The organism is Burkholderia sp. BCC1996 (genome assembly GCF_905339955.1).
In the GTDB taxonomy this organism is placed as follows: domain Bacteria; phylum Pseudomonadota; class Gammaproteobacteria; order Burkholderiales; family Burkholderiaceae; genus Burkholderia.
The window spans coordinates 74,642-87,274 of sequence record NZ_CAJPHM010000002.1; the positions used below are offsets into that span (position 1 = coordinate 74,642).

Consider the following 12,633-nt stretch of genomic DNA (forward strand, 5'->3'; position numbering starts at 1 on the left):
CCCCCTTACGCCTTTTCGACCTTCACCAGGAACGACTTGAATTCCGGTGTGTACGAGTTGCCGTCGCCTACGGACGGAGTCAGGGTATTGGCGAGATAGCCGGGCTTCGTCAGACCCTTGAAGCCCCAGTGCAACGGGACGCCGACCGTCTGGACCTTCTTGCCCTCGATCGTCAGCGGCTTGATCCGCTTCGTGACGAGCGCGACCGCGACGATGTAGCCGCGCTTGGACGACACCTTCACGCGATCGCCGTGCGCGACGCCGACTTCCTTCGCGAGGTCTTCGCCGATCTCGACGAATTGCTCGGGCTGGATGATCGAGTTCAGCCGCGCATGCTTGGTCCAGTAGTGGAAATGCTCGGTCAGCCGGTACGTCGTCGCGACGTGCGGGAACTCCGATGCCTTGCCGAACGACGCGCGGTCGTCCGGGAACACGCGGGCAGCCGGGTTGTTCAGCGCCTGCGGGTTGTCAGGGTGCAGCGGGTTCGCCGCGAGCGGCGTCTCGAACGGCTCGTAGTGCTCGGGGAACGGACCTTCGTTCATCCCCGCGCGGGCGAAGAAGCGCGCGACGCCTTCCGGGTTCATGATGAACGGCCCCATCCCGTTCTCGGGCGGTTCGTCCGCCTTGAAGTCCGGAATGTCGGGGCCCTTCCACGCGCTGCCGTTCCAGCCGATCAGCTTGCGGGTCGGGTCGAACGGCTTGCCGGCGACGTCGCACGATGCGCGGTTGTACAGGATCCGCCGGTTGGCCGGCCAGGCCCACGCCCAGTTCAGCGTCTGGCCGATGCCGGTCGGGTCCGAGTTGTCGCGCCGCCCCATCTGGTTGCCGGCCTGCGTCCAGGCGCCGCAGAAGATCCAGCAGCCGCTCGCGGTCGTGCCGTCGTCCTTCAGCTGCGCGAACGCGGCGAGCTGCTCGCCCTTCTTCACGAGCGTCTTGGCCGGATCCTTCGGGTCGGGCAGGTCGGCGAGCGCACGGCCGTTGAACTCCATCGCGAGCTCTTCGGGCGTCGGGCTTTCCGGGTTCGCGTACGGCCAGGTCAGGTTCACGATCGGGTCCGGATACTTGCCGCCGTCCGCCTGGTACATCTTGCGCATGCGCAGGAACAGCCCCGACATGATCTCGAGGTCGCTCTTCGCCTCGCCCGGCGGCTCCGCGCCCTTCCAGTGCCATTGCAGCACGCGGCTCGAACTGACGAGCGAGCCGTTTTCCTCCGCGAAGCACGTGGTCGGCAGCCGGAACACCTCGGTCTGGATCTTCGACGCATCGACGTCGTTGTAGTCGCCGTGATGCTTCCAGAACTCGGACGTCTCGGTCGCGAGCGGATCCATGATCACGAGCCACTTCAGCTTCGCGAGGCCGGCCGCCGTCTTCACCTTCGACGGCGCCGCCGCGAGCGGGTTGAAGCCCTGGCAGATGTAGCCGTTCATCTTGCCGGCATTCATCAGTTCGATCGCCTGCAGCAGGTCGTACTGCTTGTCGAGCTTCGGCAGGTAGTCGTAGGCCCAGTTGTTCTCGGCGGTCGCGGCGTCGCCCCACCACGACTTCATGAAGCTGACGTGGAACGCCTTGTAGTTCTTCCAGTAGCTCAGCTGGTTCGGCCGCAGCGGCAGCTGCACGCGCTTCTTGATGTAGGCGTCGAAATCCTGCTCGGCCTGCATCGGCAGCGTCATGTAGCCCGGCAGCAGGTTCGACATCAGCCCGAGGTCGGTCAAGCCCTGGATGTTCGAGTGGCCGCGCAGCGCGTTCATCCCGCCGCCGGCGATGCCGATGTTGCCGAGCAGCAGCTGCACCATCGCGCCGGTGCGGATCATCTGCGCGCCGACCGAATGGTGGGTCCAGCCGAGCGCGTACAGGATCGTGCCGGCGCGGCCTGGCACGGCCGTCGTCGCGAGCATCTCGCACACCTTCAGGAATTTCTCCTTCGGCGTGCCGCAGGTCTGCTGGACCATGTCCGGCGTATAGCGCGCGTAGTGCTGCTTCAGCAAGTTGTACACGCAGCGCGGATGCTGCAGCGTCGGGTCGACCTTCGCGAAGCCGTCGTCGCCCTGCTCGTAGTCCCAGCTCGATTTGTCCGGATACGCGTGCTTCTCGGCGTCGTAGCCGGAATAGATGCCGTCGTTGAACGCGAAATCCTCGCGCACGATGAACGAGAAGTCCGTGTAGTTCTTCACGTACTCATGCTGGATCTTGTCGTTCGTCAGCAGATAGTTGATCACACCGCCCAGGAAGACGATGTCGGTGCCGGTGCGGATCGGCGCGTAGTAGTCGGCCACCGAGGCCGTACGCGTGAAGCGCGGGTCGACGACGATCAGCCGCGCCTTGCGGTGCGCCTTCGCCTCCGTCACCCACTTGAAACCGCACGGATGGGCCTCGGCTGCATTGCCGCCCATCACGAGAATCACGTCCGCGTTCTTGATGTCGACCCAATGGTTCGTCATCGCTCCACGGCCAAACGTCGGGGCAAGACCTGCCACCGTCGGGCCATGTCAGACACGCGCCTGATTGTCGAATGCGAGCATCCCCAGACTGCGGACAGTCTTGTGCGTGAGATAACCGACTTCGTTGCTGCCCGCCGACGCAGCCAGCATGCCGGTGGTCAGCCAGCGGTTGACCTTCGCGCCGTCTTCCGCCGTCTCGACGAAGTTCGCGTCGCGGTCGGCCTTCATCAGCTTCGCGATCCGGTCGAGCGCGTCGTTCCAAGAGATGGGTTCCCACTTGTCCGAGCCGGGCGCCCGATACTCGGGGTGCGTCAGGCGGTTCGGGCTGTGGATGAAATCGATCAGGCTCGCACCCTTCGGGCACAGCGTGCCGCGATTGACGGGATGGTCGGGATCGCCTTCGATATGGATGATGCTCGGCTGCGCATTCTTCGCGCCGTCACCGAGGCTGTACATCAGGATGCCGCAACCCACTGAACAATAAGGACAGGTGTTGCGCGTTTCGACTGTGCGCGCCAGCTTGTACTGTCGGACCTCGGCGAGCGCTTCCGTTGGAGAAAAGCCCAGCAGGGCAAGACTCGATCCGGCAAGCGACGTGGCCGTCACCTTCAGGAACTGGCGCCGGGACATTTGTAGCATGATGGTCTCGGCGTTTTTGTGGGGTGGGGTGAAACTGAAAGGAATTATAGACAGTTCAGGCAACTATGATCGATTCGTCGGATCAATACCGATTTGCCGATCCACCGATGTCCTGCGTTCAACGCACAACCGAACCGTCATGAAACGACAGATCACGTCCGAGGCGACCCGCCTCGCGCAACAACAGGCCAACTGGGCACTCAACGCGTTCAGGCGCTTCTCCTCCGACCGCTGCTCGGCGATGGCCGCGAGCATCGCGTTCTTCTCGGCGTTCTCGCTCGCGCCGACGCTCGTGATGGTGATCGCCGTGGCCGGCTGGTTCTACGGCGACGATGCCGCACGCGGCCAGGTGTTCGAGCAGGCCCACCAGTTGATCGGCGACGATGCGGCGGCCAGCATCCAGACGATCGTGCAGAACGCGCATCGCGCGGGCCAGCGCGGCGGCATCGCAACGCTGATCTCGTTCGCCGCGCTCGCGATCGGCGCGTCGGCGACGTTCGCGTCGCTGAACACCGCGCTCTCCGTGATCTGGCCGAGTACGGAAAGCCGCTGGTCGAGCATGCTCGGGCTCGTGCGCGTGCGGCTCATTTCGTTCGGGCTCGTGCTCGGCGTCGCGTTCCTGCTGATCGTGTCGCTCGTGCTCGATACCGCGATCACGTTCATCGGCACCTGGCTGCTCGGCGATTCACCGTATGTCGCGATCACCAACCTGTTGCAGTTCTTCGTCGGCATCGCGGTGCTCGCGGGCGCGTTCGCCGCGCTGATGAAGTTCCTGCCCGATGCGCGCGTCGCATGGCACGACGCGACGATCGGCGGGATCGTGTCCGCGATCCTGTTCTCCGGCGGCAAGAAACTGTTCGCGCTGTATCTCGCGCACGCGGGCACGGCCAGTGCGTTCGGCGCGGCCGGATCGTTCGCGGTCCTGCTGATGTGGCTGTACTTCTCGGCGGCCGTGCTGCTGCTCGGCGCGGAATTCGCGGCCGCGCGCGGCGATGCGCATCGCCGCAACGGCAACGTCCCGGCTGCGGCCGCGCCGACGGATCGCACCGCCGATCGCTCAGGCGGCAACTGAATCCCCGCGTATTTTTTCCCGCGCGGCCGCGCTTCGCGCGCGCCGCATCGTCGCCCTACGCGACTGCCTTCGCTTCCGCAACCCACCCGGCCGCCGCGCGTTGATGCGTTCTTTGCATCAGCGCGCGACGCAGCCTGCAACAGCAAACGTTTGCACGCGTCGATTTCCGTGCGCCAACCGGCCAAACGCGCCCCTCCACCGCCAAGCGCACCAACCGCTGCAACAATCGCGGCGCAGCAATTGTCAACTATTTCAAAAAGAGGAACAGTCCTTGATGTGCTTGATATATATAGACTTTTTCTCGCTGTTACCTTTTCGAGACACTTTATTTTTTAAGCTTTCTTGCAGGTATGGCACTGAGCTATTCTCCAATCCGCAACAAATAATGAATGACGAATCATTTGCGTGGAGATACTCAACGATGAAGAAACTCGCACTCTCGACCCTCTCGCTCGCCCTGCTGGGCGCCGCTGGCGCTGCTCACGCTCAGTCGAGCGTGACGCTGTACGGCGTGATCGATACGTCGATCGCATGGGTCCACGGCAACGACGGCCAAGCCAACAACTCGTGGCAAATGCTGTCGGGCAACCTGCAAGGCAGCCGTTGGGGCCTGAAAGGTGCTGAAGACCTCGGCGGTGGCCTGAAGGCGATCTTCCAGTTGGAAAACGGTTTTGATCCGGGCACGGGCCACCTGAACCAGGGCGGTCGCATGTTCGGTCGTCAGGCATACGTCGGCCTCGAGAGCGCCCAGTACGGTACGCTGACGCTCGGCCGCCAGTACGACCCGCTGGTCGACCTGGTCCAGGCAGTCACGGCTGACAACTACTTCGGCAGCGTGATGGCAACGCCGGGCGACGTCGACAACAACGACAACTCGCTGCGCGTCAGCAACGCAATCAAGTACACGTCGCCGGTCTGGGCAGGCTTCCAGGTCGAAGGCATGTACGCCCTCGGCGGCGTTGCAGGCAAGACGGGCTCGGGCCAGACGTGGTCGGTCGCAGCTGCCTACAACAACGGCCCGGTCGGCGTTGCAGCAGGCTACTTCTACGCAGCCAACCCGTCGCCGACGACGGCTGTCGGCCGCGCAGGCTGGGGTTCGACGACGTCCGACGCGATCTTCGACGGCCCGATCAACTCGGGTTACGCAACGGCGAAGTCGATCGCGATCGCGCAAGTCGCAGGCCAGTACGCACTCGGCCCGGTGACGTTCGGTCTCGGCTACAGCAACGCACAGTACAAGCCGGACGCATTCTCGGGCTTCGGCTCGACCGAAAAGTACAACACGGGCCGCGCGTTCGTGACGTACCAGGTCACGCCGCCGCTGCTGCTGGGCCTCGGCTACTCGTACACGAAGGCAACCGGCGACACGAGCGCGAAGTACCACCAGGTCGGCATCGGCGCGGACTATTCGCTGTCGAAGCGCACGGACATCTACCTGGTTGGCGCATACCAGCACGCGAGCGGCACGCAGCTCGTCGACGGCGTGCAGCAAAGCGCGCAAGCGTCGATCGCTTCGTACGGCTTCGCAGGCAAGAGCTCGGCCGAACTGGTCGCACTCGGCATTCGCCACAAGTTCTAAGAAGTACGTTTCCGGTGTGCATGGCGTCTCCGACGCCGTGCCGCCGAACTGCAAAACCAGTCACCGGTTTCGGCCGTGGCTGGTTTTTTTTCGTCCGTTGCCGGCGCCGCTGTGGCGAGCGGCGACCGTGGCCGGCACCGTGGGTACGGCGACCGGCCGGGAGCGGCGCCTGGGCCGCCTGTCGCGCGCCGGAAGCGTGTCCTCAGGCATGCGGATACCCTGCATTGTCGGACCGCGGCATACGGCCGGTCAGGCGCATGCCGCACTGGCTACCACCGCGCTCCCATGTTCCTGCTGACGCGCGCCTGGAGGATCCGGCGTCGCAACGAACGCATGTGTGTCCACCCTGCCGATTTCGCTACCGCGACGCGAAGCACTATGCTTCGACGTGTCGATTTCGACGGCCTTCGTCCGTCGTATCGATGGCGGCACGCAGATTGCCCCGTTCCTCACCGACACACCCGACAGGAGACGCTCCATGACGATTCAGAAGATCACGCCGTTCCTCTGGTACTCGACGGAAGCCGAAGAAGCCGCGGCCTTCTATGCGGGCATTTTCCCGGACTCGCGCGTCGTGCGCGTCACGGCGGTCGCCGGCACCAGCGGCACCCGGATGGTCGAGTTCGAGCTGTTCGGGCAGCCGTTCATCGCGATGAGCCACCCGCGCACCGAGACGTTCAACCATGCGATCTCGCTGATGATCAGTTGCGCCGACCAGGCGGAACTCGACCGCTACTGGAGCGCGCTGCTCGACAACGGCGGCACGGCCGACGGCTGCGGCTGGCTGCGTGACCGCTTCGGCGTCTCGTGGCAAATCGTGCCCGACGCATTGATCCCGATGATGGCCGACCGCGACGAGGTCAAGGCGGCGCGCGTGGCCGCTGCCATGATGCAGATGACGAAGTTCGACGTCGCCGCGCTGAAGGCCGCATACGCCGGCACGGCGGGCTGACGAAGTCACGGACGCTGCGCGCCCTTTGCGCGGACATGCGGCACGCACGTGCAGCGCGTGCGGTTCGCGCACGACCGCGTGCGCCCACCGGATTGCATCGCGCCGCGACGCAATCGCGGGCAGCGGGCGCTCGTGCGACGCTACTTCGACAGCATCGCTTCGACAATCCGTCGCGCGTAGCGCACGAACGCGGCGACCGTCACCCGCAGGTCGATGTCGCTGCGCGGTGTCAGCCCGCCGTCGCGTGCCGAGCCGAATCCGAACGGATGCATCGCCTGCGGCCTCGCGTCGGGATGCCGCTCGATCGCCGCACACGCGGCAGTCGCCTGGTCGGCGATCCCGACGGGAACGATCGCTGCGTTCATCACGCGAGACTCGCGCGACACACGCGCAATGCGCAGCGTTGCAAGACCGCGCGCCGGCACGAACACGACGATCCGGCCATCGGCGCAAGCGGCCCGCGACACAGGATGCGCATCACGTCATGCCGTATCCGCGCTGTGCGATGCGAGGCGGCCGCGCGATTTGCGCGGCGCAATAAAAATCCCCGTACGCTTTCGCGTACGGGGATCGTCGGACATCGCAACGGCCGCCGACCTGCAATCGGCGACCATTACGCGGCATTACGCAGCCGCGTCCTTCAGCTTCTTCAGCGCACGTGCCTTCACGCGCACGCTGGCCGGCTTTGCCGGGAACCAGCGCTCTTCGCCCGTGAACGGATCCTTGCCGAAGCGCTTCTTCTTCGCCGGCACGACTTGCGCCGTGATCTTCAGCAGACCCGGCAGCGTGAATTCGCCTGCGCCCTTCTTGTGGACCGAGCCCAGCACGACGTTCTCGAGCGCGACGAGCACTGCCTTGACCGCCTTCACTTCGACAGCTGCACGCTCAGCGATGTGCGTTGCGAGCGATGCCTTCGTGAACTTGTCCTTCAGCGGCGTCGGAGCGGCCGGTGCTGCCTTCGCGACAGCCTTCTTGGCCACTACTTTCTTCGCGGGCGCAGCCTTTTTGGCAGCCACTTTCTTGGTGGCCGGTGCGGCAGCCTTCTTGGCCACCTTTTTTGCGGAAGTCGCCATGTTTCTCCTACCAGGTGTGGTCGTTGGATACACGAAGCGTGCAACGCGCGCGCTTCAACGCCGGATTCTACAAGCGCCGTGACGCTTCGTGCAGTACTTTTATGCGTTTTCGCGGGGTTTCCCGCAGGTTTTGTTGCGCGCGACCGACTTCGCCGACGCTCGAGCAACGAAAAACGCCTTCACGTATACGTCGAAACGCGTCCGAACGCGAATTACGTTCGATATTTGCGCACCTATACTGACCTCGCTCAGTGCCCCGGATGCCTTCATGCGCGAAGTCAGATACGTCAAAGGACTCGACGGCCTGCGAGCCCTCGCCGTCATCCTCGTTTTCCTGTCCCACAAGGGCCACGTCCTCGCTGTCGACGTGGGCAAGCTCGGTGTGTGGACGTTCTTCTTCATCAGCGGATTCCTGATCGTCGGCGAACTGCATCGCAACCGTCAGGCAATCGAGAGCGGCACGATGACGCGCCGCCATGCGCTGGCGCTGTTCCTCGCGAAGCGCGCGCTGCGGATCTTTCCCGTCTACTACCTGCTGCTCGCCGCGCTCGCGATCGCGCACGCGCTGTTCTACCAGCGCGGCGTCAATCTCGGGCTCGCGTGGCACGCCACGTTCCTGTCGAACTACTGGATCGGCGTCGTCAAGGACGGCTGGCCGGGCTCCACGTCGCACTTCTGGAGCCTCGCGGTCGAGCAGCAGTTCTATTTGATCGCGCCGCTCACGCTGCTCGCGGTGCCGGCCGCGCGCCACGTCGCGCTCGGCGTCGCGGCCGTCGCGCTGTGCGCGCTCGCGCATCTCGCGCTCTACGCGCTCGACGCATCGCCGGTGCTGATCTACGCGTTTTCCCCGTGGAATTTCGCGCTGATCGCGCTGGGCGGCGTCGGCGCAATGGCGCTCGCCGATCGCGGCCAGGACGTCGTCCGCCGCATTCCGCCCGGCTGGCTCGGCGCCGCCGGCGTCGCGTTCTTCCTCGCGCTGCCCGCGCTCACGACGCTACCGGACGTCGTCACGGGGCTCACGGATCTCGGCCTGTCCGCATCGCTCGGCGCGCTGATGCTGTGGATCGTCACCGAACCCGACCACCCGGCCGTCGCACTGCTCGACTGGGCGCCGCTCGTCTATCTCGGCACGATCAGCTACGGCTTCTACCTGTTCCACAACCTGATTCCGGCACGTCTCGGCGAGATGCCGACGCTGTTCGCGCGCGTGCCGATGCCCGCAATCGCCCGGGACGTGCTGCCGGAACTGCTGCAGTTCGCGCTCGCCGTGCTGCTCGCGCATCTGTCGTGGCGCTATCTGGAAAAGCGCCTGCTCGACTTCAAGAAGCCGATCGCCGCGATGCTGGCCCGGTACTTCGTCGCACGGCCGGGCACGTCGCCGCGCTGAGCGGAGCACCGCGACGGACGCGACGCAACCAGAACATCTGCGTCGGGGGCGGGCGATGCCGCGCACCGAAACGGTGTGGCCATCGGCCCGGTTCGCCCATCGGTTCGAGACGCGCGTGACATCGGCGGACAGACGATTCCCCGCGGCACGGGGATGCGCGATCGAACGCCATTGCAAATCGACGCGCTCACCCGGCACGCCGACGGCTATCGAATCGCCCGACCGCCGCTCGTCAGGCCGCAAGCAACCGGTGCGTCGACACCGGTTTCATCGCCACGGTGTCCGGGATCCGACGCACCGCGCAACGTGCACGCGAACCGGCATCGCCGTCCGGCGGCACACCTGAATCGTCGCGCACGCACCCGTTCGACGCCGCCCGGATTCAGCACCGCCGATCACCCGCCGCCCCACGCCTGCGCGGCGAATGCACGCAAAAAAGCCCCGGCGCACAAGGCAGCCGGGGCCAACGGAACAACCACCACCTGAAACAGCGGAGCAGCGCGGCTGCTTATGCGACAGCAGCCAGCGCGGGCAGGCAGGTACGCAGGTATGCCTCGAATTCGCGGCTCACTTCCGGATGCTGGAGCGCGAGTTCGACGGTCGCCTTGAGGTAGCCGATCTTGCTGCCGCAATCGAAACGCGTGCCGTAGTAGCGATACGCGAGCACCTGTTCGTTCGCGAGCAGCGACTGGACGGCGTCGGTGAGCTGCAGTTCGCCGCCCGCGCCCGGCTTGAGCTTGCGCAGGTGATCGAAGATCGTCGGCATGAACACGTAGCGGCCGACCACGCCGAGGTTCGACGGCGCGTCTTCCGGCGCCGGCTTCTCGATGATGCCCGACAGCTTGATGATGTCCTCTTCCCACTCGCGGCCTTCGATGACGCCGTACGAGCGGCTGTCCTCGCGCGGAATCGTCTCGACCCCGATCACCGAGCTGTGATAGTGGTCGAACACGTCGACGAGTTGCTTGAGCACCGGCTGTTCGCCATGCAGCAGGTCGTCGGCGAGAATCACCGCGAACGGCTCGCCGTGCACGAGCTTCTCCGCGCACAGCACCGCATGGCCGAGGCCGAGCGCTTCCGGCTGGCGCACGTAGAAGCAGTTCACGTGGCTCGGCTTGATGCCGCGCACGAGTTCGAGCAGCTTTTCCTTGCCGCGCGCCTCGAGCTCGGCCTCGATCTCGTACGACTTGTCGAAGTGATCCTCGATCGCGCGCTTGCTGCGCCCGGTCACGAAGATCATCTCGGTGATACCGGCGTTGATCGCTTCCTCGACCGCGTACTGGATCAGCGGCTTGTCGACGACGGGCAGCATTTCCTTCGGGCTCGCCTTCGTTGCCGGGAGGAACCGCGTGCCGAGACCGGCGACGGGGAACACGGCCTTGGTGACTTTCAACATGTTCGCATCCTGATTGCGTTGACTGCGCCGCGTCGCTGGACGACCCGGCGCGATTGTTTTCCGAACGGCATATCGAGAACCGGCGGCACGGCCAATTCCACTCCGCTCATTTTCGATATGAACCGATTGCCCATGTTTCCGGAAAAGAGATAATCTGCAAATCCGGTCGATATTGCCGAACCCGGCGCCGATACAGAAACAAATTACCGATTTTCCGGATACAAATTCTTACGATTCGAATTCCTCGATATACGGGACGCCGCCCCGCTCGAGCCCCGGGCGAATCGGCTCGTTCTTCAGCGCCTCGCGGTACGCCGACAGCACGGCCATGACCAGCAGTACTGCCGCGCTCGCGATCCAATGCATGTCCATCTTGCCGCTCCTTGCATCAATCAACTGGAGCTTCAAACTATCAGAAAAAAATCGGCAAATAATTGTGGCGGCGGCGAAACCGCTTTCAGACCGGAATAACACCACCATCTGAAATACCACTATTTCCCGGCGCGATTTTTTTATTCATTCGAGCGAATTCTTGCGCATTACGATTGGACCATCCCCTTCATCCGTCGCAAGGAATCGAATCGCATGCAAGCTTTCAGCGGATCGTCTTTGACTGCGCCGCCCGTCGCCGACCACAAGGAACACGTGATCGACGCGATGCGCGGGTTCGCGGCGCTGCTCGTCGCCTATTTCCACTGCCGCCAGGTCGTCTGGGTCGGCATGCAGAGCTTCCATCACGCTTACGGTCATGCGCTGAACCCGAGCGCGATCGCCGGCTACCTGACCTTCCCGTTCGCATGGGGCTCCGCCGGCGTGCCGATCTTCTTCGTGATCAGCGGCTACTGCATCCACCGCAATGCAGCGCTCAAGCTCGCGGCCAACCCCGCGTACCGGCTCGACGCGCCGAACTTCTGGGCGCGCCGCTTCGCGCGCATCTACCCGGTGCTGCTCGCCGCGCTGCTGTTCACGCTCGCGATGGACGCGGTCAGCCTGCAGATCGCGCCGGTCAGCCACAAGATCCGCGACGTCGGCATCACCGCGTTCCTCGTGAACCTGTTCTCGCTGCAAGGCGTCGCCGGCTACACGTACGGGTCGAACGGCGCGCTGTGGACGCTGTCGCTCGAAGTGCAGTTCTACGCGATCTACCCGCTGCTGTTCGCGCTGCGCCGGCGCATCGGCATGCCGGCGATCGTGGCGGCCGTCGCGCTCGTCAACGTCGCGTCGGCGTGGCTGCTCGAACGGCACGACCTGCAGTTCTTCACGTCGTACTGGCTGTCCTGGACCGTCGGCGCGTGGATCGCCGACGTGCGCGCGCAGCCGGTGCGCGGCACGGCCGCCGTGCCGTCGCGCGCGTGGTACCTCGCGGCGGCCGTGCTGCTGGCCGCAGGCTGCGGCGCGTTCCATTTCGGCCAGTACGGCGCGTTCCAGCTGTGGGCGGCCGGCTTCGCGTGCTTCCTGTACCGCGCGCTCGCCTGCCCGCCGCGCCCGACGCCGCTGCTGCGCGTGCTCGGCTGGTTCGGCGACTTCAGCTACTCGCTGTACCTGATCCATCTGCCGCTGTTCGTCTGCCTCGGCTCGGTGCTGTTCCACTCCGAACTGCAACTGTCGATCTGGCCGTCGATCGCGTTCATGGCCGCCGCGATTCCGGTCGCCTACGTGTTCTACCGGCTGTTCGAACGCCCGGCGATGATGTGGGCGGCCAGCCTGAAGCCGACCCGCACCGCTCGCGTCGTCGCACCGGCCCCCGAACGGGCCGCCTGAACGGCGCCGTTCGCGCGCTCGCGGCCCCCGCCCTGCGTCATGCTGGGCGGGGGCTTTTTTACGGGCAGGACGGCGCGAGGATGCATTTGCGCGTCGGGGCGCGGCGGGCACGACGTACCGAAGTACACAAGCCGCGGCGTCATGCGCCGCCTGGGCGGCTGCATGGCGGTCGCGTCGCCCGACCCCTCACGCGATCCGCGGCAGGACCGCACGGCGCCGCTCCTGGCGTCCCGCGCAGCGATTCCGAACCGGACGGCGGCCGGATTCACGCCCGCTGCAACGCATCGCTCCGCCGCCCGAGCGCATCGTCGTTGCAGCCCGCATCCCGCGACCCGG

At 65.2% G+C, this 12,633-nt stretch carries 10 protein-coding genes; 5 read left to right on the forward strand and 5 right to left on the reverse strand.

Going from position 1 to position 12,633, the window contains the following annotated elements; all coding sequences use genetic code 11:
- Positions 1 to 5 precede the first annotated feature (5 nt).
- Positions 6 to 3,077, reverse strand: coding sequence for a formate dehydrogenase-N subunit alpha (fdnG, locus tag U4Z64_RS02460; protein ID WP_321819175.1), 3,072 nt, complete (start codon positions 3,075 to 3,077; stop codon positions 6 to 8).
- 139 nt (positions 3,078 to 3,216) lie between these two features.
- Between fdnG and U4Z64_RS02465 the strand changes: the two genes are divergently transcribed.
- The 3 genes from U4Z64_RS02465 (at position 3,217) to U4Z64_RS02475 (ending at position 6,680) form a co-directional block, all read left to right on the forward strand.
- On the forward strand, positions 3,217 to 4,149 hold the full coding sequence (locus tag U4Z64_RS02465) for a YihY/virulence factor BrkB family protein (protein WP_124521365.1): 933 nt from the start codon (positions 3,217 to 3,219) through the stop codon (positions 4,147 to 4,149).
- Positions 4,150 to 4,570: 421 nt separating this feature from the next.
- Positions 4,571 to 5,728, forward strand: a complete 1,158-nt coding sequence (locus U4Z64_RS02470) for a porin (protein WP_044843836.1) — start codon at positions 4,571 to 4,573, stop codon at positions 5,726 to 5,728.
- A gap of 478 nt (positions 5,729 to 6,206) precedes the next feature.
- Positions 6,207 to 6,680 (forward strand): VOC family protein, encoded by a 474-nt coding sequence (locus tag U4Z64_RS02475; RefSeq protein WP_044843835.1) that lies wholly within the window; start codon positions 6,207 to 6,209, stop codon positions 6,678 to 6,680.
- 140 nt (positions 6,681 to 6,820) lie between these two features.
- Here the strand turns inward: U4Z64_RS02475 and U4Z64_RS02480 are convergent, their stop codons facing one another.
- Entirely contained in the window at positions 6,821 to 7,045 is a 225-nt protein-coding gene (locus U4Z64_RS02480; protein WP_321800042.1) for a hypothetical protein, read from the reverse strand.
- A gap of 258 nt (positions 7,046 to 7,303) precedes the next feature.
- Entirely contained in the window at positions 7,304 to 7,753 is a 450-nt protein-coding gene (locus U4Z64_RS02485; RefSeq protein WP_011548077.1) for an HU family DNA-binding protein, read from the reverse strand.
- 268 nt (positions 7,754 to 8,021) lie between these two features.
- On the opposite strand from U4Z64_RS02485, the gene U4Z64_RS02490 reads away from it, so the two are divergent.
- A complete protein-coding gene (locus tag U4Z64_RS02490; protein ID WP_044843834.1) occupies positions 8,022 to 9,140 on the forward strand; it encodes an acyltransferase family protein in 1,119 nt (372 codons plus the stop codon).
- Between the two features lie 508 nt (positions 9,141 to 9,648).
- Here U4Z64_RS02490 and galU read toward each other — a convergent pair.
- Together galU and U4Z64_RS02500 are read right to left on the reverse strand one after the other, a co-directional pair.
- A complete protein-coding gene (gene galU, locus U4Z64_RS02495) occupies positions 9,649 to 10,536 on the reverse strand; it encodes a UTP--glucose-1-phosphate uridylyltransferase GalU (RefSeq protein ID WP_124486375.1) in 888 nt (295 codons plus the stop codon).
- 228 nt (positions 10,537 to 10,764) lie between these two features.
- Positions 10,765 to 10,908, reverse strand: a complete 144-nt coding sequence (locus tag U4Z64_RS02500) for a hypothetical protein (RefSeq protein WP_006479318.1) — start codon at positions 10,906 to 10,908, stop codon at positions 10,765 to 10,767.
- Between the two features lie 213 nt (positions 10,909 to 11,121).
- Here U4Z64_RS02500 and U4Z64_RS02505 point away from each other — a divergent pair, with 213 nt between their 5' ends.
- Positions 11,122 to 12,297 carry an acyltransferase family protein gene (locus U4Z64_RS02505; RefSeq protein WP_124667670.1) on the forward strand — a complete coding sequence of 392 codons (1,176 nt, stop codon included), beginning with the start codon at positions 11,122 to 11,124 and terminating at the stop codon, positions 12,295 to 12,297.
- Positions 12,298 to 12,633: the final 336 nt, after the last annotated feature.